This is a genomic window from Mesorhizobium sp. CU3, from assembly GCF_006442965.1.
GTDB lineage: Bacteria > Pseudomonadota > Alphaproteobacteria > Rhizobiales > Rhizobiaceae > Mesorhizobium.
This window is the reverse complement of the sequence record NZ_VFWX01000002.1, coordinates 335,386-356,035: the sequence shown is the minus strand read 5'-3', so window position 1 is coordinate 356,035 and position 20,650 is coordinate 335,386. Positions and strand designations below refer to the sequence as shown.

Sequence of the window (20,650 nt, the reverse complement as noted above, 5' to 3'; positions counted from 1 at the left end):
CGGCCGACCGTCTCAACGGGTGTGGCTGGGGTCAGGTGATCAGTAAACGACGACGCTGCGGATCGACTTGCCCTCATGCATGAGATCGAAGCCCTTGTTGATGTCCTCCAGCTTCAACGTATGGGTGATCATCGGATCGATCTGGATCTTTTTCTCCATGTACCAGTCGACGATCCTCGGCACGTCGGTGCGGCCGCGGGCGCCGCCGAAGGCGGTGCCCATCCAGGTGCGGCCGGTGACCAGCTGGAACGGCCTGGTCGAAATCTCCTGGCCGGCGCCGGCGACGCCTATGATGACCGACTTGCCCCAGCCGCGATGCGAGGCTTCGAGCGCCTGGCGCATCACCTTGGTGTTGCCGGTGCAGTCGAAAGTGTAGTCGGCGCCGCCGATCTGGTCGGCGCCGCGCTTGGTCATGTTGACCAGGTAAGGCACGATGTCGCCGTCGATCTCCTTCGGATTGACGAAATGCGTCATGCCGAACTTCTCGCCCCAGGGCTTCTTGTCGTTGTTCAGATCGACGCCGATGATCATGTCGGCACCAGCAAGTTTCAGGCCCTGGATGACGTTGAGGCCGATGCCGCCGAGGCCGAAGACGACGGCGGTGGCGCCTTGTTCGACCTTTGCCGTGTTGATGACCGCGCCGATGCCGGTGGTGACGCCGCAGCCGATATAGCAGATCTTGTCGAAGGGAGCGTCCGGATTGACCTTGGCCAGCGCGATCTCGGGCAGCACGGTAAAGTTGGAGAATGTCGAGCAGCCCATATAGTGGAAGATCTTGTCCTTGCCGATCGAGAAGCGCGACGAGCCGTCCGGCATCAAGCCTTGCCCCTGCGTGGCGCGGATCGCGGTGCACAGATTCGTCTTGCGCGACAGGCAGGACGGGCACTGGCGGCATTCGGGCGTATAGAGCGGGATGACATGGTCGCCCTTCTTGACCGAGGTGACGCCCTTGCCGACATCGACCACAACGCCGGCGCCCTCATGGCCGAGAATGGCCGGAAACAGGCCTTCCGGATCGGCGCCTGACAGCGTGAACTCGTCGGTGTGGCAGATGCCGGTCGCCTTGATCTCCACCAGCACCTCGCCGTCACGCGGCCCTTCGAGGTCCACCTCCATGATCTCCAGCGGCTTTCCGGCGGCGACAGCAACGGCGGCACGCGTTTTCATGAGGCACTTCCTCCCAAGGTAATCGACAATCTTTTTGATGTGGCCGGCCTTTTGAGCCTGCCCGGCGAGGCGAACCGCCTGCCGGCCCTCCGCAGTGAGCCTAGCGCACTCTAACGGGTTCCTTTATGGCGGCCAACGTCCCTTGCGACGTTTTTCGGCGCGGTTTCTGCAATTGGGTTCGGGTCCAAGCGGCAGTCCACGGACACTTGAGGCCAGCCGGAATTCTCCATAGAACTGGACCGCTTCGCCGGAGGAACGAATGTTCAAAAAGATCCTGATCGCCAATCGCGGCGAGATCGCCTGCCGCGTGATCAAGACGGCGCGCAAGATGGGGATCGCCACCGTCGCGGTCTATTCGGACGCCGATCGCGATGCGGTGCATGTCGAGATGGCCGATGAGGCGGTGCATATCGGCCCTTCGCCGGCCGCGCAAAGCTATCTGCTGCCGGAGAAGATCATCGCCGCCTGCAAAGAGACGGGCGCGCAGGCCGTGCATCCGGGCTATGGTTTCCTGTCGGAACGCGCCGCCTTCTGCGAGGCGCTCGAGGCGGAAGGCATCGTCTTCATCGGTCCGAAGCCCCGGGCGATCAAGGCGATGGGCGACAAGATCGAATCGAAGAAGTTCGCCAATGAGGCCAAGGTCTCGACTGTGCCTGGATGGCTTGGCGTGATCGAGAATGCCGATCATGCCGAAAGGATCGCCGGCGAGATCGGCTATCCGGTGATGATCAAGGCCTCGGCCGGCGGCGGCGGCAAGGGCATGCGCATCGCCTGGAGCAAGGCGGAAGTGCGCGACGGTTTCGATCGGGCGCGTTCGGAAGCGAAGAGCTCCTTCGGCGACGACCGCGTCTTCATCGAGAAATTCGTCGTCGACCCGCGCCATATCGAGATCCAGGTGCTGGCGGACGCGCATGGCACCGCACTTTATCTCAGCGAGCGCGAATGCTCGATCCAGCGCCGCAACCAGAAGGTGGTCGAAGAGGCGCCGTCGCCGTTCCTCGACGCCAAGACCCGCAAGGCGATGGGCGAGCAGGCGGTGGCGCTGGCCCGGGCTGTCGACTACCAGAGCGCCGGTACGGTCGAATTCATCGTCGACAAGGACAAGAACTTCTATTTCCTTGAAATGAATACGAGATTGCAGGTCGAGCACCCGGTGACCGAGCTTGTCACCGGCATCGATCTGGTCGAACAGATGATCCGCATTGCCGCCGGCGAAAAGCTCGCCCTCAAGCAGAGCGATGTGAAGCTGAACGGCTGGGCGGTGGAGAGCCGGCTTTATGCCGAGGACCCATATCGCAATTTCCTGCCTTCGATCGGCCGGTTGACCCGCTACCGGCCGCCGGAAGAGGGCATATTCGGCGACATCGTGGTGCGCAACGATACCGGCGTCACCGAAGGCTCGGAAATCTCGATGTTCTACGATCCGATGGTCGCAAAACTCTGCACCTGGGCGCCGACCAGGCTCGAAGCGATCGACGCCATGTCGGAGGCGCTGGACAGCTTCGTCGTCGACGGCATCGAGCACAACATTCCGTTCCTTTCGGCGCTGATGCAGCATCCGCGCTGGCGCGAGGGGCGGCTGTCGACCGGCTTTATAGCCGAGGAATATCCGCACGGCTTCGCGCCGGTCGAGCCGGATGGCAAGGAGAGGGCGGTGTTTGCCGCCATCGCCACCGCGATCGAATTGCTGCGCCGCGACCGGCTCGATCGGTTGAGCGGGCGGCTGGCGCCGCATTCCGGCCATCTCAAGCGAGACTGGGTGGTCAAGATCGGTTCCGGATACCTTTCCGCCGCCATCATTGACGGCATGGTTTCGATCCCGATGGAGGTCGACCTGTCGATCGACGGCGGCAAGCCGCTGACCGTCGCCTCCGACTGGCGGCCCGGCGACGCGATCTGGCACGGCACGGTCGGCGGCGAAACCATTGCCGCCCAGATCCGCCCGGCGCTGAACGGGTTGCGCATTGCCTGGAAGGGCATGTCGGTGACGGCGCAAGCCATGTTGCCGCGCACGGCGGAGCTCGAAAGGCTGATGCCTGAAAAGCTGCCGCCGGATACGTCAAGGATGCTGCTCTGCCCAATGCCGGGCCTCGTCGTCTCGATCGCGGTCACGGAAGGCCAGGAGGTCAAGGCCGGCGAGACGCTGGCCGTGGTCGAGGCGATGAAGATGGAAAACGTGCTGCGGGCCGAGCGCGATCTGACGGTGGCGAAACTCAACGCTAAGCCGGGTGACAGCCTGGCGGTCGACGCGGTGATCATGGAGTTCGCCTGAGCCTGTGCACAGCTCATCGCTGGACTCGCAAGACGCGCTCCCGGACAATACATCTTCACCGATGCTGAGTCTTTTCGAGCGACACTAAGCCCCATGGCGGATGAACGACTTCCCCGCGACCCACTGCAGCGCGAAGCGGCCTTGAAGACCGCGCCGCCGGAAGCGCCGGCGCGCACCTTCATCCATCTGCGCGTGCATTCGGCCTATTCGCTGCTCGAGGGCGCGCTGCAGCTCGGCGCGATCGTCGGCCATGCTGTCAAGGATGCGGCGCCGGCCATCGCCGTCACCGACACCAACAATCTTTTCGGCGCGCTCGAATTCGCTCAGAAGGCGGTCAAGGATGGCATCCAGCCGATCATCGGCTGCCAGATCGACCTGGCTTTCTCCGGCGAGGCGGTCGAGGCCCAGCGCGACCGCCGCCGGCAGGGCCCGGAAATGTCGCCGGTGGTGCTGATCGCCGCCAGCGAGGCCGGCTACGGCAATCTGGTGCGGCTGATCTCCAAGGTCTATCTGGAGACGCCGCCCGGCGAGCCGGTGCACCTGACCAGCACCATGTTTGAAGGCAAAAGCGACGGGCTGATCTGCCTGACCGGCGGACCGCGCGGACCGATCGGCGCCGCGCTCAAGGCCGACCGGCGCGACCTCGCAGAACAGCGGCTGCTGTTCCTCAAAGGTCTGTTCGGCGACCGGCTCTACATCGAGCTGGAACGGGTCGCCGGCTATGACCGTATGGTCGAAAAGTCGACGGTCGATCTCGCCTACAGGCATGAATTGCCGCTGGTCGCCACCAACGAGTCCTTCTTCTCGAAGCGCGACGACTATGAGGCGCATGACGCGCTCATCGCCATTGCCGAAGGCTCGGTGGTCGCCGCCGACAACCGCCGCCGGCTTGCGGCGGACAATTTCCTGCGCAGCCAGGCCGACATGGCGCGTCTTTTCTCCGACCTGCCGGAAGCGATCGACAATACCGTCGAGATCGCCATGCGCTGCTCCTACTACCCAAAGAACCGAAGCCCGATCCTGCCGCGCTTCACCGGCGCCGACGCCGCCGACAAGGACGCGGCCGAAAAGGCCGAGGCCGCCGAGCTCGCCCGCCAGGCGCGCGAAGGCCTGGATGCGCGGCTGGCCGCACATGGTCCGACGCCCGGCTACACGGTCGAGCAGTATCGCGAGCGGCTCGAATTCGAGCTCGGCATCATCGAAAAGATGAAGTTCCCGGGCTACTTCCTGATCGTCGCCGACTTCATCAAATGGGCGAAGGCGCAAGGCATTCCGGTCGGGCCTGGGCGCGGTTCGGGCGCCGGCTCGTTGGTCGCCTATTCGACTACCATCACCGACATCGACCCGCTGCGCTTCTCGCTGCTGTTCGAGCGCTTCCTCAACCCCGACCGCGTCTCGATGCCGGATTTCGACATCGACTTTTGCCAGGATCGGCGCGAGGAGGTCATCCGCTACGTCCAGCAGAAATACGGTCGCGACCAGGTCGGCCAGATCATCACCTTCGGAACGCTGCAGGCGCGCGCGGTGCTGCGCGACGTCGGCCGCGTGCTGCAGATGCCCTACGGCCAGGTCGACAAGTTGTCGAAAATGGTGCCTCAGAACCCGGCCAATCCGGTCAAGCTGGCGGACGCCATCGCCAACGAGCCTCGCTTTGCCGAGGAGGCGGAGAAGGAGCCGATCGTGCAGACGCTGCTCGATACGGCGCAGAAACTCGAAGGCCTCTACCGCCACGCATCGACACATGCCGCCGGTATCGTCATCGGCGATAGACCTTTGTCCGAATTGGTGCCGATGTACCGCGATCCGCGCTCGGACATGCCGGTCACCCAGTTCAACATGAAATATGTCGAGCAGGCCGGGCTGGTGAAGTTTGACTTCCTCGGCCTGAAGACGCTGACAGTGCTCGAAACTGCGGTGAAGTTGATCCGCCGGCGCGGCGTCGACATCGATCTGGCGACCATCCCGCTCGACGACCCCGACACCTACGCCATGCTGTCGCGCGGCGAGGTGGTCGGCGTGTTCCAGGTTGAAAGTGCCGGCATGCGCAAGGCGCTGATCGGCATGCGGCCGGACTGCATCGAGGACATCATCGCGCTTGTCGCGCTCTATCGTCCAGGCCCGATGGAGAACATCCCGACCTACAACGCCAGAAAGCATGGCGAAGAGGAGATGGCCTCGATCCATCCAAAGATCGACCATCTGGTGAAGGAAACGCAGGGCGTCATCGTCTACCAGGAACAGGTGATGCAGATCGCGCAGGAGCTGTCGGGCTATTCGCTCGGCGAAGCCGACCTTCTGCGCCGCGCCATGGGCAAGAAGATCCGCGCCGAGATGGACAAGCAGCGCGAGCGCTTCGTCACCGGTGCGGTCGAACGCGGCGTCGGCAAGCCGCAGGCCGACTTCATCTTCGATCTTCTGGCCAAGTTCGCCGACTACGGCTTCAACAAGTCGCACGCGGCCGCCTATGCGGTCGTCTCCTACCAGACCGCCTATCTCAAGGCGCATTATCCGGTCGAGTTCCTCGCCGCGTCGATGACGCTCGACATGGGCAACACCGACAAGCTGGCCGATTTCCGCCAGGATGCGCTGCGTCTCGGCATCGAGGTGCTGGCGCCGTCGGTGATGTCGAGCTTCAGGCCGTTCGAGGTCGGCGAGAACCGCATCTATTATTCGATGGCGGCGCTCAAGGGCGTCGGCGACGCGGCGGTCGAGCACATCGTTGCCGTGCGCGGCGAGAAGCCGTTCAAGAACCTCGCCGATTTCTGCGAGCGGGTCGATCCCAAGATCGTCGGCAAGCGCGTCTTCGAAAGCCTGATCATGGCCGGTGCGCTGGATTGCTTCGGCCACGACCGCGCGCAGATGATGGCCGGCGTCGAGCGAATGATGGGCCTTGCCTCGCTGGCGCAGCAGAACGCCATTTCGGGCCAGCACGATATTTTCGGTGCGTCTCTCGGCGCGCAGTCGCAAGCGCTCAACCTGCCGGCGACCGACCCGTGGCTTGCGGCGGACCGGCTGCACCGCGAATTCCAGGTGGTCGGCTTCTATCTCTCGGCGCATCCGCTCGACGAGTACAAGGCGGCTCTCCAGAAGATGCGGGTGCAGAACTGGGGAGAGTTTGCGGCGGGTGTCAAACGCGGCGCGACCAACGGCCGGCTTGCCGGGACGGTCACTTCCAAGCAGGAACGCAAGACCCGTACGGGCAACAAGATGGGAGTGGTACAGTTCTCCGACACCACAGGCCAATATGAGGCTGTTCTGTTTTCAGAAGGCTTGGCGCAATTTCGCGACATGCTAGAACCCGGCAACTCGGTAGTTATCATGGTTTCGGCCGAGGATAGGCCCGAGGGCATCAATCTGCGCATTAATGCCGTGCAATCATTGGACGACGAAGCTAGTCGCATCCAGAAGGCATTGCGCATTTTTGTTAGAGACGATCGCCCATCTCCTACTATTCAATCACAGCTCAAACAGCGCGGTGAGAGTCAGGTCAGCATTATAGTGCTTAAGGGTGCAGAGGGCGAGGTCGAGATCGATCTGGGCCGATATCGTATCTCACCACAAATCGCATCGGCTATGCGCGCCGTGCAGGGTGTCGTCGAAGTAGAGCTGGTTTAACTTAAGGCGTCGCCGCTTCCGCCTCCGCTACCTGTGGCGTCTTGCGCTGCAGGTTGAGCAAATTGCCGGCCAGGATCAGGGCCGCGCCGCCGGCGGTGAAGACGTCGATCTGCTCGTGATAGAGCAGCCAGCCGACCAGGGCCGACAGCGGCACGCGCAAAAAGTCCATCGGCGAGATGATGGTGGCGTCGGCGTGGGTGAGCGCGCGCGCCAGGCAGAAATGCGACGACATGCCGGTGAAGGCGATCAGGAAGATCCAGGGCCAGAGGCCGGGCGAAGGGTTGCGCCAGTCGTAGAGCGCCGGGATCAGGCCGACCGCCGACTGGATGATCAGCATCCAGAAGATGATGCGCACCACGCTTTCGGTCTTGGTCATCGACTTCACCAGCACCATCGAGGTGCCGAAGCACATGGCGGCTCCCAGCACGACCAGATGACCGGGATCCATCGAGCCGGCGCTGGGGCGTACGATGACGACCACGCCGATCAGGCCGAGCACGACCGCCGCCAGCCTGGACCGCGACAGCCTTTCGCCGAGAAAACTCACCGCCAGGATCGCCGTCCAGATCGGCGTCGTGAATTCGATCGAGATCAGCACGGCCAGCGGAATGAGCGTCAGCGCGTAGAGCCAGGCCGCCTGGCCGGAATAGTGGATGACGTTGCGGGCGATATGGGCGAACGGGCGCTCGGTGCGCATGGCGGCAAAGCCGCCGCTCATCATCACGACCGGCAGGAGAATGAAGAAGCCGATCACCGAACGCAGTTCGAGCACCTGGAAGACGTTGAGCTCGGCGGTCGTCGCGCGGCCGGCGATGGACATTGCCAGCATCGATGCGATCGACAGCGCCATCCAGAGCGCGGCTTTCGGGATTGAGGGAGCGGGTGCCATTGCCGCTATCTCGCAAGCCGGCGCTTCTGCCGCAACCCATAGTGGCGGCATTCGACTGGGCCAGCCGGCGCGTCTATCGAGCGATCGTTCGGCCGGGATCGAAGCATCCAGGGCTCTCAAGACTCTAAGAAGGGGCTCGAGGAGATGCCCATGATCGACAAAAATGCTTCAAGGATTGGCTGGACCACGCTGGCGGCAAGCTTTGGCTTCGCGCTCATTCAGCTCGACGTGACGATCGTCAATGTTGCGTTGCCGACGATTGCACAGGCGCTTCAGGTCGAAGTCGCCGGCCTGCAATGGGTCGTTGATGCCTATGCAGTCACCTTCGCCGCGACTCTGCTGAGCGGCGGTTATCTGGGCGACCGTTTCGGAGCCAGGCGGGTTTATCTCGCCGGGCTGGCAATTTTCGCGGTGGCCTCCCTTGGCTGCGGCCTGGCGACGAATGCTGCATTGCTGATCGCGGCGCGCGTGGCGCAGGGCATCGGTGCCGCCGCGATGCTGCCGTGCTCGCTCGCCTTGATCAACCATGCCGCGGCGGGCGACCCGCGACGCAGGGCGCAAGCGATCGGCTGGTGGACCGCCGCCGGAAGCATAGCCATTGCTTCCGGGCCGGTCGTGGGCGGATTGTTGCTCGGCATTGCGAACTGGCGCGGCATCTTTCTCGTCAACCTGCCGGTCTGCCTGGTTGGCTTTGTCCTCACATTGCGCGCGCCCGAAACGGACCTGCCTCAGGCTGAAGAAGGCTTTGACCTGCCTGGCCAGGTCTTGGCCGTTGTCGCGCTCGGTGCGGTTTGCGCCGCGGTGATCGAGGCCAAGCCGCTCGGCTTGGCGCACGGCATCGTCCCGGCACTCGCCGTCGCCGGCCTTACCGCTGGGCTCGGCTGGCTGCGGCGGGAAGCGCGCGCGGCACAGCCGATGCTGCCGCTGTCGCTGTTCCAGGCGCGTGCGTTTCCCGCCGCGGTCATCTATGGCGCGGTCGTGAATCTCACCTACTACGGCACGATCTTCTTGCTCGGCCTCTATTTGCAGGACGTGCTGGGCTATTCGCCCGTGGCGGCCGGACTTGCCTTCCTGCCACTCACAGCGACACTGTTTGTCGTCAATATCGTCAGCGGCTGGTGGGTCAGCCGCGCAGGATCGCGTCTACCACTGATCGCGGGCGCGATCATCGATGCCGGCGGCTTTGCGCTGCTCGCCCTGACCGCCGGCGCGGCTGCGCCTCAGTGGCAGCTTTCGCTGGCCTTCGTGCTGATTGCGGGCGGCATGGGGCTCGGCGTGCCGGCGATGACAGGTGCGGTGCTGGCAAGCGTGCCGCGCAACCGTTCCGGCACCGCCGCGGCCGTGCTCAACGCCGCGCGGCAAGCCGGCGGGGCGACGGGCGTGGCAATCTTCGGAGCCCTGGCCGGCAATGCACCGATGCAGCTTGTCTCAGGCCTGTGTTTGTCCGCGCTGATCTCTGCCATGTCGCTTGTCGCCGTGGCGGCACTGTCGACGACCGCGATCAAGCCGCGCTGGCATGGAGCGCCGGCTGAGTAGGCGGCCTTTGCTTTCCCAGTACTCAGGCCGACAAGCCTGTTGATCAGCCACCGGCTAGCGAGAGCCCTTTGGCGCGCTCGCGCAAAAGGTCGAGCAGTTGGTTGCGCCGCGGTTCCGGCGTGTCGACGGGCAGTACGAAGCAGAGCGTCCTGTTGATGGCGCCATGGCCGTCCCGGATCGGCGCGGCCATGCACCAGGTGAAGCGGTCGGCCAGCGCCGAGGTCTCGCTGAAACCCTGCAGGCGCGCCTGCTCGACATCGCGGAAGAAATCCTGCGGCGCGATGGCTCGGCCGTCCGGCAGCTTGTAGTCGTCCGCTGGAATGAAGCTTTTCAGCTCGGCCTCGCTCATATGGCCGACCAGCAGCCGCCCCGAAGCCGTCCACGGGATAGGCACCTCGACGCCGACATCGCTGGAGATGCGGAACGGGCCGGGCGAGTCGCGGCAGTCGAGCACGACATATTTGTGGCCGCGCAGCCCACAGAGCTGGACGGTCTCGCCGGTTTCGGCGGCCATCTTGTCCAGCGTTTCGAGGATGCGGCGATAGTGGGCGTTGTGATGCGAATAGGCCCAGCCGAAGAGGTGCATCGAGCGGCCGAAATAGACATAGCCTTCGGAACCGACCGTCTCCAGCATCTCGGCCTCGAGCAGGCTGTTGACGATCTCGTAGGTGGTCGAGCGCGGCGCGCCGATCATCTTGGCGAGGTCGCCGACGCGCACCGGGGCGCGGTGCCTCAGCAGCGCCTCCAGGAGCATGATGACACGGTCGATGCCGCGACGCCGCTCGCCGCCCTGCGGCTGCGCGCCCGCTTCGATCAAATCGCTCGCCCCGTCACTCATGCGAAGTCCACTCACGCCAGCCGCCCACGATCATTTTTCAGGTCCTCGTCTCAAGACGCTTGAAAGATGTCAAGGCTCAGATTAGCATCTGCCTTGTCCGATATACAGACACTATGTCTGAAATATCGGACGAACTAACGAGCCGGACAGGAAAGTCCCGACGAGAAAGCAGCGGTCTCCGCGACGCGGCGACCGACGGCTTTCGTCGTCCCGACGCCGCACGTCCGGACACAGCCACTGAAGGGGAATAGTCCATGATGAAATCGTCGTTTTTCGCATCCGCCAGCGCATTTTGCCTCGGTCTCGTCCTGGCCGTGAGCGCCGGCTCCGCGGCCAACGCGGCCGCCAACTGCATCAAGGGCGACCGCAAGCCGCCCTATACGATCGGCTGGGCCGACATCTATTCGGTGCCGACCTGGATGAAGCAGACTCAGGGCACCATCGAAGCCGAGGTCGAGACGCTGAAGAAGCAGGGCCTCGTCGACAAGCTGGTGGTAACCGACGCCCAGGGCGACGCCAACGTGCAGATCCAGCAGATCCAGTCGATGATCGATTCCAACATCGACGCCATCATCCTGATCGCCGGCTCCTCGACCGCGCCGGCGCGCGTGCTGGCCGACGCTTGCTCAAAGGGCATCGCCATCATCAATTTCGACAGCCTCGTCGACACCGACAAGGTGACCGCCAAGGTCAACACCGATTCCGCGCAATGGGGCGACCAGGCCGCCAAATTCCTGATCAACGCCATCGGCGGCAAGGGCAAGATCCTCATCCTCAACGGCCCGGCCGGCATTTCGGTCAGCGACGATCGCCGCAAGGGCGCGGATGCGGAGCTGAAGGCTCATCCCGATGTGAAGGTTCTGGCCGAGACGAACACGCCCTATAACGTCGCGCCTGCCCAGGAAGCGGTCACCAGCCTGCTCTTCGCCAATCCCGAGATCGACGGCATCCTGTCGCTCGGCGGCGCGCTGTCGGCCGGTGCTGTGCTGGCGCTCGACAAGCAGGGCCGCGAGCAGGTGCCGATCACCGGCGAGAATGCCCGCCAGTTCCTCGAACTGTGGAAGGAAAAGGGCCTGAAGAGCTGGGCCACCATGCAGCCGAACTGGCTGGGCGCCTTCGCCGCCTACACCGCGGTCCAGGCGCTGCAAGGCAAGGACGTGCCGGCCTTCGTCAAGATCCCGCTGCCGGTCATCGACAATTCCAACATCGACGAATACCTCGCCCGCGCCAAGGATTTCCCGGCTGACGGCTACATCTATTCGCCCTACGATGAGGAGCTGTTCAAGAAGCTGCTGGCGCAGAAATAAGCCGGAAGGGTTGTAGCATTGACAACCGTGGCTCCGCTCCTGGCCGCGCGGGGTGTGTCGAAGGCGTTCTTCGGCAACCCCGTCCTGCGCGGCGTTTCCATCGCTCTCCAGCCGGGCCGCGTGCATGCGCTGCTCGGCGAGAACGGCGCCGGAAAGTCGACCCTGATCAACCTGTTGTCCGGCGCGCTCAGGCCGGACGGCGGGGAGATCGAAGTCGACGGACGCGCCGTGCCGCGCATGACGCCTGTGCTTGCCCGCCAGGCCGGCATCGCCGTCGTGCAGCAGGAGCTGAGCCTGACCGCCAGTCTTTCGATCGCCGAAAACATCGGGCTCGGCGCCTATCCGAAACGCTTCGGCCTGATCGACTACAACGAGCTGGCCGCGCGGGCGAAAGCCGCCTGCGAACTGGTCGGGCTCAACGAGCCGCTGTCGACGCCCGTCGGGCACCTCGCGCTCGGGCGCCGGCAAATGGTCGAGATCGCCAATGCGCTCTATCGCAAGCCGCGGGTTCTTATCCTGGACGAACCTACATCGTCGCTGTCCGCTACTGAAACCAAGATCCTCATGGACCTTTTGGAGCGGCTGCGGGGTGAGGGCATCGCCATTCTCTACATCTCCCACCGGCTGAACGAAGTGATGGCGCTCTGCCAGCATGTCACCGTGCTCAAGGACGGCACTTGCACCGCCGACCGCCCGCTGGCGGGAACCGACGCCGCCGGCCTGGTGCGGCTGATGGTCGGGCGCGATCCCGGCGATCTTTTCCCGAAATGGCAGCCAGCCGTATCGACGACCACGGCCATCACAGTTCGCAAATTCTCGGCCGGCCTGATGCGCGATGTCGATCTCGATATCAGGACCGGAGAGGTGCTGGGCATTGGCGGCCTGGTCGGGCAGGGGCAGGAGGATTTGCTGCTCGGGCTCTATGGCGCCATTCCGGCGAGGACCGCATCGGCCACGGTCAACGGCGTATCGGGCCTGCCGGGCGGCGTGCCCAAGGCCAACGCGCTTGGGCTCGCCTATGTCCCGGCCGACCGCAAGCGGGAAGGGTTGCATCTGATCCATCCGATCCTCACCAACATGATGCTGCCCGCTTTCGCCAGGTTGCCGGCGCTGAAGCTGCGCAGCCGCAAGGCCGAAGGCGAGACGGGAAGAAGCCTTGCCGCCCAGCTGGCCATCAAGGGCGACCTGCAAAGGCCGGCGCAAGCGCTCTCCGGCGGCAACCAGCAGAAGGTCGCGCTGGCGAAATGGATGCCGCATGACCCGCTGGTGCTTCTGCTCAACGACCCGACGCGCGGCGTCGATGTCGAGACCAAGCGCGAGGTCTACCTGATGCTGCGCGCCTTCGCCGCCGCCGGCAAGGCGGTCGTGCTGCTCAGCTCCGACACGCCCGAGCTTGTGCATCTGTGCGACCGGGTCGCCGTGGTGCGAGAAGGCCGCGTTGCGGCCATGCTCGAGCGGGCGGCGCTGAGCGAGGAGACGATCGTGTCGGCTGCGATGGGCGCCGGAAAGCAGAAGGTCGCGGCATGAGCATCGTTCCTTCCGCAAAACCTGCCGGCGCTCTCTATTGGCCGGTGCAGGCGCACCGCAACATCGGCGTGCGCGCGCTGTTCCTCGTCGTGCTGGCCTTTCTCGTCGCTTATGGAGTGCTGTTCCCCGGCCTGTTCACGGCCTCCGGTTTCGCCAAGTTCACGCAGAGCTGGTTCCCGCTGGCGCTGGTGGCGATGGCGCAGGCGATCCTCATGCTGACCGGCGGCATCAGCCTGGCGATCGGCGCCACCGTCAGCCTCGGCGCCGTCATCGCCGCGACCACCATGGCCGGGCCGCTCGGCGTCGCCGGCGGCACCGCTGCGGTCGCGCTGACCGGGCTCGGCATCGGGGCGGCGACCGGCTTCATCGTCGTCAAATTGCGCCTGCCGGCGATCGTGGTGACGCTTGCCGGCTCCTTCATCATCGGCGGCGCGGCGCTATTGATCCTGCCACGGCCGGGCGGCGTCATTCCGGCATGGCTGTCGGACCTGCTCGCCGGCGATACACCGGCGGCCTTTATGCTTCTGGTGGTCATCGTTGTCCTGTGGAAGCTCTATCTCGCCACGCCGCTGGGCCTCAGCCTCTATGCCGCCGGCGAGAATCCGGTCGGCGCCTATCGATCCGGCGTGCCGGTCGACGCGGCGCGCGTCGCCGCCTATGCGATCAGCGGGCTCCTGTCGACCGGCGCCGGCCTGTTCGTCGCGGCACAGACGGGTTCGGGCGATCCAGTGATCGGCACGGCCTTCACGCTGAACTCGATCGCCGCCGCCGTGCTCGGCGGCATCGGCTTCCTCGGCGGGCAGGGAACGATGCGCGGGGCGCTCGCCGGCAGCCTGCTGCTCAGCCTGATGATCAGCGTCATGTTCTTCCTCGGCTTTACGCCGGTCGCGCAATATGTCGCGCAAGGCCTGATCATCATCGGCGCCGTCGCCATCCCGCAAATCCGCAAGGTGCAGAAATGACAGCCTGGAACGATAGCGCCGGCGGCAAACGCGTCAGCGCGATCCTGAAAAGCCGGCCGTTTCTCACGCTCGCCATCGTCGCGGCGGTCTGGATCGTGGCGAGCTTCGTCTCACGCGGCTTCGGCGCTTACGGGCACCTGCGCTACCTGGTCGAGCTCGGCGCCGTCATCGGCCTCGTCGCGGCGGGCCAGACCTTCGTGGTGATCGCCGGCGGCATCGACCTGTCGGTCGCGGCGATCGTCACCGTCAGCGCCATCAGCCTGCCGCTCTTGTCATGGCAGGCCGATACGACGGGACTTGTGTCCGTACTCGCGGTGCTTGCATTGACCACAGCGATCGGCGTGGTGAACGGCCTGGGCGTGGCGCTGCTGCGCGTTCATCCGATGATCATGACGCTGGCCATGGCAACGTTCCTGCAGGGCCTTTTGATCATCATCGCCGGCGGCAGCGCCGTCACCGCCGAGAACCCGCTCGTCCACTGGCTCGGCAATGCGCGGCCGGCCGGCATTCCGGCGGGCATCATCCTGTGGATCGCCGTCTCGGCCATCGTGCTCACAGTCATGCACGCCACGCCTTTCGGCGCGCGCATCTTCGCCATGGGCGCCAATCCGCTGGCGGCTTCCCTGTCGGGCGTTCCCATCACGTCGACGACACTCGCCGTCTACGGCATCAGCGGTTTCACCGCCGGGCTGGCCGGGGTGCTGGTGCTCGGCATGAACGGCCAGGGCTATGTCGGCATCGGCGATCCGTATCTGCTTGCCTCGATCGCCGCCGTGGTGCTCGGCGGAACCTCGATCCTGGGTGGGCTCGGCACCTATGCCGGCACCATTCCAGGCGCGGTCCTGCTGGTGACGATCACTGCGCTGATCACCGTCGTCAACGCTTCGCCCGGCTGGCGCAGCATTCTGTTCGGCTCGCTGATCCTTGGCCTGCTGCTTCTCTCAGGCCGTGAGCAGGCCCGCCGATGAGAGGTCGTCCAGCCGGTAGATGCGCCTGGCGTTGCCGCAAAACAGCGCCGTCTGCTCGTCTGCTGAAAGGTCTGCCGTGATGGCCTTGAAGCTGTCATACACCTCGTCGAACGAGGCATGCAGGCCGGCGACCGGGAAGTCGGAGCCGAACATGGCGCGCGCTGTGCCGAAGCAGTCGATGCAATGCAGCACCACCGCCCGCAGACTGTCGAGCGTCCAGTCATGATCGTAGGCGACGAGGTCAGATATCTTGATGGCGACGTTTTCGCGCTCGGCGAGAGCTCGAAGTCCGTCGCGCCATCTCAGCATGCCCTCGGTGTCGCGGTCGATCGGGCTGCCGCAATGGTTGAGGACGAATTGCAGGTCCGGAAAGGCCGCCGCGAGGCGCGCGGCGTCGGCCAGCTGGCGCGGGAAGACCATCAGGTCGAAGGAGAGATCGTGACGGGCAAGCAGGCCGAGGCCGGCGCGCCAGGCCGGATCGTCCATGATGCCGTCGCGGGCGGCGAAGCGCCGGGCGGGATCGGGATCCCAGCTCAATATGTCGCGCACGCCGACGACGCGGTCGAAAGCGGCATGCGCTTCGAGCAGCGCCGGCGCCTGCGGATTGGCCAGCGGTACGTGGACGACATAGCGGGTGGCGACGCCTCGCGCCTTGTCCAGCGTCTCCAGCCAGCGCGTCTCGCCGATGCTGTCTCCAGTGGCCCAGTTGGCTTCGACGTGGATGGTGGCGACGATGTGGTGCCTTGCGGCATCGCGAAGATAGTCGCCGGGAAGATAGTTGCGGCGCAGCGGCCCGAGATCGCCAAGGCCGCCGCGCTCGCCAGCGGTGGCCGTGAGCCAGGGATGCCGTCCAAGGCCGAGATCCCACAGATGATGATGCGCATCGACGATCGGTCCGGAATAGGGATTGGGCACGCGTGTCTCTCAAGCCTTGACGGATTGTTCGGCGGCGAAAGGGTTAGCATCGGATGAGCGATAACACACCGGCCCAATCTCTTGTCGTGCATGAAAATTTCGTGCTCGACGACCGCATCCGCGGCGTGCCTCCGGGCACGTCCGGATTGGACAGCAGCCTGGTCGGATCGCAAGGCTGGCATCCGGCCGATGGCCGCATGGCGCTGCCGCTGCTCACGCTCGACGAGGCGGCCTTCGCTTCCAACCGCGACCTCTTCCTGCGCTATGCTCGCGAGCATGGCGCCGCCATCGCGCCGCATGCCAAGACGCCGATGGCGCCGGACCTTGCCCGCTCGCTGGTCGAGGCGGGCGCCTGGGGCACGACCGTCGCCGACATCAGGCAGGCGACTGTGATGTTGAAGGCAGGTCTGACGCGGCTGATCATTGCCAATGAGGTCGGCGGCGCCGGCGGTGCGAGCCGGCTGGCGAAGCTGATCGGCGCCTGGCCGGACGCCGAGCTTTACGTCTTTGCCGACTCGGTCGCGATCGTGCGGGCACTGGCCGATGCCTGGCGCGGCAATGCCGACCTTGCGCCGTTGCGCGTCCTGGTCGAGCTCGGCGCGGCGCGGGCGGGCGCGCGCACAACGGCCGAGGCCGAGGCGATCGCCGATGCCATCGCCGCCACCGGCGGACGGCTGCGGATCGCCGGCGTCGCCACCTATGAAGGCGCTGCCGCCCAACCCGATCCGGTGCGCACCGACGAAGCGATCTCCGCCGTGCTGGCCAATGTCGGCGACATGTTGCTGAGGCTGCGCGCGCGCGTCGGCGGCGATGCGCCGCTGGTCGTCACGGCCGGCGGCTCGGTCTTCTTCGACAAGGTGGTGGCGGCGCTTTCGCCGCTGGTCGAACGGGATGCCAAGGCGACACTGGTGCTGCGCAGCGGCGCCATCTTCTTCCACGACCACGGCATCTACGACCGGTCGCTCGGCGCGGTCGACGCCCGCAACGGCTTTGCCGTCGGCGGCGCCGGCGCTTCGGCGCGGCGCTTGTTCCGTGCTGCGCTGCGCGTCTGGGCCGAAGTGCTGTCGCGGCCGGAACCGGGCCTGGCCATTTGCGGCATGGGGATGCGCGACGTCTCGTTCGACCAGGGTTTTCCGAAACCGCTCGCGGTCTATCGCGGCGGCCAGAAGCTGCCCGCGCCGCCGATGCAGCCGCAGGTGATTAAGCTCAACGACCAGCACGCTTTCCTGTCGCTGCAGCCGGGCGACGACATCGCCGTCGGCGACGTCATCGAGTTCGGCATCTCGCATCCCTGCACCTGCCTCGACCGCTACCGCGTCATCTTCGGCGTGGATGAAAGCGGACATGTCGTCCACGCCTTCCCGACCTATTTCGGCTGATCCAGCCGCAAGAAGAAAACCTCGAAAGGATCCGATATGATCAAGTATTTCCAGTCCGGCTCGCGCATGTCGCAGGCCGTCGTCTATGGCGGCATGGTGCACATAGCCGGCCAGGTCGCCAACGACCGCAAGGCCGGCATCGAGGCGCAGACGAGCGACGTGCTGGCCAAGGTCGAGGCGCTTCTGCATGAGGCCGGCAGCGACAAGTCGAAGCTGGTGGCGGTCAACATCTTCCTGCCGCAGATCGGCGACTTCGACGCGATGAACAAGATCTATGACGCCTGGGTCGATCCCGAGCGCCTGCCGGCCCGGGCCTGCGTCGAGGCGCGTCTGGCCGATCCGGACCTGCGCATCGAAGTTACCGCCGTCGCGGCCGTCTGAGGCAGCCATGCATACCGGCCTCGTCCACACGCTCGATTTCGACCGCGACGGCAAGACGCTCACCCATCTGAGCATTCCGTTCTCGATCGACCGCTCGCCCTATTTCCAGGTCAAGGTGCCGATCTGCCTGATCCGCAACGGCGAGGGTCCTTCGCTGCTTTTGATGGCCGGCAACCACGGCGACGAGTATGAGGGCGAGCTGTCGCTGGCGAAGCTGGTGCGGCGGCTCGATCCCGGCAGGATCCGCGGCCGCATCACCATATTGCCGATGGCGAACGCGCCGGCGGTGATGGCGGCCAAGCGCTGCTCGCCGCTCGACGGCGGCAATCTCAACCGGGCGTTTCCGGGCGATCCGTCGGGTACGCCGACGAGCCGGCTTGCGCATTTCCTCGAGACGGAGCTGTTTGCCCGTCACGACGTCGTCTTCGACATCCATTCCGGCGGCACCTCGATGGAACACCTGCCGACCGCGCTGGTCGAGCGCAATGCCGATCCCGAGCGCCATAGGCGCGGGGTGGAACTAATGCGCACGCTCGGCATGCCTTACGGCTTCGTCGCCGACAACGGTCCGGCGTCACCGACCTCGATGGGCGCAGCGCGCCGCGCCGGTGCCATCGGTGTCAGCGGCGAGTTCGGCGGCGGCGGCACGGCGACGGTCGATTCGATGGCTCTGACTGCCCGCGCGCTCGACAGGCTGATGATCGCGCTGGGGGTGGTCGAGGCGCCGGTGCTCGCGCCCGCCGCCGAGCCGGCGACACCGACGCGGCTGCTTTCGCTGTCGCGGCACAGCCAGGGTCTTTATGCGACGCGGCGCGGCTGGTTCGAGCCGGCGGTCAAGCTTGGCGACAGCGTCAGCGCCGGGCAGGTCGCGGGCTGGTATCACGATCTCGAGCGGCTCGACGCCGCCGAGGAAGCCCTGCATTTCGCCGAAAGCGGCATCGTGCTGTCGCGCCGTTTGCACACGATGTGCGAGGCTGGCGACTGCCTGATGCAAGTGGCCGAGCCGGTCGACGGCTGAGGACACCACAAAGCCAAGAGGATGAGCATGCAACTGTCGATGTGGACCTATCCTTGGGATATCCAGGATATCGGCCTGGAGACCGTCGAGCGCGAGCTTACGCAACGCGCGGGGCTCAACATGGTGAGCCTGGCTACTTCCTACCATGCCGGACGGTTCCTGCAGCCGCGCAGCCCACGGCGGAAAGCCTATTTCCCGGAAGACGGCACCATCTATTTCCAGCCTGAGGCGGCGCGCTGGGCCGACCTCGCTATCCAGCCGAAGGTTGCAGATGCAATCGCCGAGTGTGGCGACGTGCTCGGCCAGATCGTCCGTCGCCGCGAGGCGGGCGGGCCCGCAGTATCGTGCTGGACCGTGTGCCTGCACAACACGCGCCTCGGCATGCTGCATCCGCAGGCCGTCACCCGCAACGCTTTCGGCGATCCCAACTATTACAATCTCTGTCCTTCGAACCCGAACGCGCGCGCCTATGTCCGCGCGCTGGTGGCGGATATCTCACATGGCTACAGGCCGGACAGGATCGAGCTCGAAAGCCCATCCTTTATGGGTTTCGCGCATGAATATCATCACGAAAAGGACGGCGTCGGACTGACGCCGGAGGACGATTTTCTGCTCTCGCTGTGCTTCTGTCCGTCCTGTCTGGAGCGCGCGGCTAAGGCGGGCGTCGACGGCGAAGCGGCGCGGAAGCTGGTCGCGCAATGGATCGTGGAAAGCTGCGAGCGCGCGGTGCCGGAACGGCGCTTTGCCGATTTTCCGACGGCGGGACTTGATGTTTTCCGGCCTTGGCCCGAATTGCACGCCTATCTCTTGTGGCGCTTCGAGCCGGTCACCAGCCTGGTCGCAGAACTGCGCGAGGCGGCGCATCCGGCGACGAAGGTGCTCATCATCGACCTCAAGGATGGCTGGCTGGGCGGCTGCGATCTTGCGGCGCTCGGCAAGGTCTGCGACGGCGCGATCCTGTGCGCCTACGACATGCAGCCGGGCGATGTCGCAAGCCTGCTGGCGCAGGGGCGGGCGGCGCTCGGGCCTGAGAAATTCCTCGGCACGGGCTATCGGCTGTTTTATCCCGAGATGTCCGGCGCCGACGTGCTGGCCGCGAAGGTGAAACCGGCGAGGGAGCCCGGCGTCGACGGCATCAATTTCTACAATTACGGCCTGGTGCCCGCCGCGCGGCTCGATTGGGTCGGCACCGCGCTTTCGGGCTGAGCGGCCGATCCTCACAACCTGGCATTGTTGCAAAACGGTCATGCCGATGGCGGAACCTGCCGTCGGCGCTGGCGTTTTGAGTCTCCTGTCGCCTATACAGCCGCAAGCTGCTTTCCAACCCACCGGAGACATGAATCGATGAGGTCAATCGCCTCGCTTGCCCTTGCCGCCTGCCTGCTCAGTGTAACGGGCGCTCATGCCGACGAGGCGAGCTTTCTGCATTCACTGCAGGGAAAGTTTGCCGGCAAAGGAATGGTGAGGATCAGGACCAATTCTCCCGCTATGAACATCAGCTGCACGTTCACCTCGGTCGCGACTGCCAACTCGCTTTTGCTCGACGGCACCTGCCGCGCCCTGCTGATCATGTCGCGCGAGATCAAGGCCGATCTCAAGGTCAGCGGAACGAAGTACACCGGCACCTATATCGGCTCGCGCAGCGGACCCGCCGGCCTCAGCGGCAGCCGGGAAGGAAATGCCATCAAACTCGACATCCACTGGGCGAAAATCATCAACGGCGACCGCGACGCCGACATGACCGTGGAGAAGACCGGACCGGACAGCATGCGCATGATGGTGATCGACATGGACCCCGCGACCAAGAAAATGGTCGTGACGAGCCAGATCGACCTCGAACGCACCAAATAGCATCCGGAAGGACCAACTTCCGGCG

Annotated in this window: 16 protein-coding genes; 12 read left to right on the top strand and 4 right to left on the bottom strand. The window is 65.1% G+C overall.

The window, feature by feature from the left end; translation table 11 throughout:
* Positions 1 to 39 precede the first annotated feature (39 nt).
* Positions 40 to 1,167, bottom strand: a complete 1,128-nt coding sequence (locus tag FJ988_RS05160) for an S-(hydroxymethyl)glutathione dehydrogenase/class III alcohol dehydrogenase (RefSeq protein WP_140815678.1) — start codon at positions 1,165 to 1,167, stop codon at positions 40 to 42.
* Positions 1,168 to 1,426: 259 nt separating this feature from the next.
* Between FJ988_RS05160 and FJ988_RS05155 the strand changes: the two genes are divergently transcribed.
* Both FJ988_RS05155 and dnaE read left to right on the top strand, forming a co-directional pair.
* Entirely contained in the window at positions 1,427 to 3,439 is a 2,013-nt protein-coding gene (locus tag FJ988_RS05155) for an acetyl/propionyl/methylcrotonyl-CoA carboxylase subunit alpha (protein WP_140815677.1), read from the top strand.
* Between the two features lie 93 nt (positions 3,440 to 3,532).
* On the top strand, positions 3,533 to 7,054 hold the full coding sequence (dnaE, locus tag FJ988_RS05150; RefSeq protein WP_140815676.1) for a DNA polymerase III subunit alpha: 3,522 nt from the start codon (positions 3,533 to 3,535) through the stop codon (positions 7,052 to 7,054).
* Between the two features lies 1 nt (position 7,055).
* Here dnaE and FJ988_RS05145 read toward each other — a convergent pair whose 3' ends face one another.
* Positions 7,056 to 7,943, bottom strand: a complete 888-nt coding sequence (locus FJ988_RS05145) for a DMT family transporter (protein ID WP_140815675.1) — start codon at positions 7,941 to 7,943, stop codon at positions 7,056 to 7,058.
* Positions 7,944 to 8,093: 150 nt separating this feature from the next.
* On the opposite strand from FJ988_RS05145, the gene FJ988_RS05140 reads away from it, so the two are divergent.
* Positions 8,094 to 9,479 (top strand): MFS transporter, encoded by a 1,386-nt coding sequence (locus FJ988_RS05140; protein ID WP_140815674.1) that lies wholly within the window; start codon positions 8,094 to 8,096, stop codon positions 9,477 to 9,479.
* Between the two features lie 43 nt (positions 9,480 to 9,522).
* On the opposite strand, the gene FJ988_RS05135 is transcribed toward FJ988_RS05140, so the two are convergent.
* Positions 9,523 to 10,317, bottom strand: a complete 795-nt coding sequence (locus FJ988_RS05135; RefSeq protein WP_140815673.1) for an IclR family transcriptional regulator — start codon at positions 10,315 to 10,317, stop codon at positions 9,523 to 9,525.
* A gap of 254 nt (positions 10,318 to 10,571) precedes the next feature.
* Between FJ988_RS05135 and FJ988_RS05130 the strand changes: the two genes are divergently transcribed.
* The 4 genes from FJ988_RS05130 to FJ988_RS05115 are packed head-to-tail and all read left to right on the top strand — an operon-like array spanning position 10,572 to position 15,081.
* Positions 10,572 to 11,624 (top strand): ABC transporter substrate-binding protein, encoded by a 1,053-nt coding sequence (locus FJ988_RS05130; protein WP_140815672.1) that lies wholly within the window; start codon positions 10,572 to 10,574, stop codon positions 11,622 to 11,624.
* 18 nt (positions 11,625 to 11,642) lie between these two features.
* Positions 11,643 to 13,151, top strand: coding sequence for a sugar ABC transporter ATP-binding protein (locus tag FJ988_RS05125; RefSeq protein WP_140815671.1), 1,509 nt, complete (start codon positions 11,643 to 11,645; stop codon positions 13,149 to 13,151).
* Positions 13,148 to 14,113, top strand: a complete 966-nt coding sequence (locus FJ988_RS05120; RefSeq protein WP_140815670.1) for an ABC transporter permease — start codon at positions 13,148 to 13,150, stop codon at positions 14,111 to 14,113. The genes FJ988_RS05125 and FJ988_RS05120 overlap by 4 nt, the downstream gene beginning before the upstream one ends.
* The gene (locus FJ988_RS05115; protein ID WP_140815669.1) at positions 14,110 to 15,081 is read left to right on the top strand and encodes an ABC transporter permease; all 972 of its coding nucleotides are present in this window, start codon (positions 14,110 to 14,112) and stop codon (positions 15,079 to 15,081) included. The genes FJ988_RS05120 and FJ988_RS05115 overlap by 4 nt, the downstream gene beginning before the upstream one ends.
* Here FJ988_RS05115 and FJ988_RS05110 read toward each other — a convergent pair.
* Positions 15,055 to 15,996 carry an amidohydrolase gene (locus tag FJ988_RS05110; RefSeq protein ID WP_140815668.1) on the bottom strand — a complete coding sequence of 314 codons (942 nt, stop codon included), beginning with the start codon at positions 15,994 to 15,996 and terminating at the stop codon, positions 15,055 to 15,057. The two genes, FJ988_RS05115 and FJ988_RS05110, sit on opposite strands and share 27 nt — an antisense overlap.
* A gap of 53 nt (positions 15,997 to 16,049) precedes the next feature.
* On the opposite strand from FJ988_RS05110, the gene FJ988_RS05105 reads away from it, so the two are divergent.
* The 5 genes from FJ988_RS05105 (at position 16,050) to FJ988_RS05085 (ending at position 20,625) form a co-directional block, all read left to right on the top strand.
* Positions 16,050 to 17,375 (top strand): alanine racemase, encoded by a 1,326-nt coding sequence (locus FJ988_RS05105; protein WP_140815667.1) that lies wholly within the window; start codon positions 16,050 to 16,052, stop codon positions 17,373 to 17,375.
* A gap of 36 nt (positions 17,376 to 17,411) precedes the next feature.
* Complete coding sequence (locus FJ988_RS05100) at positions 17,412 to 17,756, top strand: RidA family protein (protein WP_140815666.1); 345 nt, start codon at positions 17,412 to 17,414, stop codon at positions 17,754 to 17,756.
* Between the two features lie 7 nt (positions 17,757 to 17,763).
* Complete coding sequence (locus FJ988_RS05095; RefSeq protein WP_140815665.1) at positions 17,764 to 18,774, top strand: succinylglutamate desuccinylase/aspartoacylase family protein; 1,011 nt, start codon at positions 17,764 to 17,766, stop codon at positions 18,772 to 18,774.
* 27 nt (positions 18,775 to 18,801) lie between these two features.
* On the top strand, positions 18,802 to 19,980 hold the full coding sequence (locus tag FJ988_RS05090) for a hypothetical protein (protein WP_140815664.1): 1,179 nt from the start codon (positions 18,802 to 18,804) through the stop codon (positions 19,978 to 19,980).
* Positions 19,981 to 20,118: 138 nt separating this feature from the next.
* Positions 20,119 to 20,625 carry a hypothetical protein gene (locus FJ988_RS05085; protein ID WP_140815663.1) on the top strand — a complete coding sequence of 169 codons (507 nt, stop codon included), beginning with the start codon at positions 20,119 to 20,121 and terminating at the stop codon, positions 20,623 to 20,625.
* Positions 20,626 to 20,650: the final 25 nt, after the last annotated feature.

Coding starts and splice junctions, on each gene's coding strand:
- FJ988_RS05160 (WP_140815678.1), bottom strand. CDS start 1,167: ATGAAAACGCGTGCCGCCGTTGCTGTCGCCGCCGGAAAGCCGCTGGAG.
- FJ988_RS05155 (WP_140815677.1), top strand. CDS start 1,427: ATGTTCAAAAAGATCCTGATCGCCAATCGCGGCGAGATCGCCTGCCGC.
- dnaE (WP_140815676.1), top strand. CDS start 3,533: ATGGCGGATGAACGACTTCCCCGCGACCCACTGCAGCGCGAAGCGGCC.
- FJ988_RS05145 (WP_140815675.1), bottom strand. CDS start 7,943: ATGGCACCCGCTCCCTCAATCCCGAAAGCCGCGCTCTGGATGGCGCTG.
- FJ988_RS05140 (WP_140815674.1), top strand. CDS start 8,094: ATGATCGACAAAAATGCTTCAAGGATTGGCTGGACCACGCTGGCGGCA.
- FJ988_RS05135 (WP_140815673.1), bottom strand. CDS start 10,317: ATGAGTGACGGGGCGAGCGATTTGATCGAAGCGGGCGCGCAGCCGCAG.
- FJ988_RS05130 (WP_140815672.1), top strand. CDS start 10,572: ATGATGAAATCGTCGTTTTTCGCATCCGCCAGCGCATTTTGCCTCGGT.
- FJ988_RS05120 (WP_140815670.1), top strand. CDS start 13,148: ATGAGCATCGTTCCTTCCGCAAAACCTGCCGGCGCTCTCTATTGGCCG.
- FJ988_RS05115 (WP_140815669.1), top strand. CDS start 14,110: ATGACAGCCTGGAACGATAGCGCCGGCGGCAAACGCGTCAGCGCGATC.
- FJ988_RS05105 (WP_140815667.1), top strand. CDS start 16,050: ATGAGCGATAACACACCGGCCCAATCTCTTGTCGTGCATGAAAATTTC.
- FJ988_RS05100 (WP_140815666.1), top strand. CDS start 17,412: ATGATCAAGTATTTCCAGTCCGGCTCGCGCATGTCGCAGGCCGTCGTC.
- FJ988_RS05095 (WP_140815665.1), top strand. CDS start 17,764: ATGCATACCGGCCTCGTCCACACGCTCGATTTCGACCGCGACGGCAAG.
- FJ988_RS05090 (WP_140815664.1), top strand. CDS start 18,802: ATGCAACTGTCGATGTGGACCTATCCTTGGGATATCCAGGATATCGGC.
- FJ988_RS05085 (WP_140815663.1), top strand. CDS start 20,119: ATGAGGTCAATCGCCTCGCTTGCCCTTGCCGCCTGCCTGCTCAGTGTA.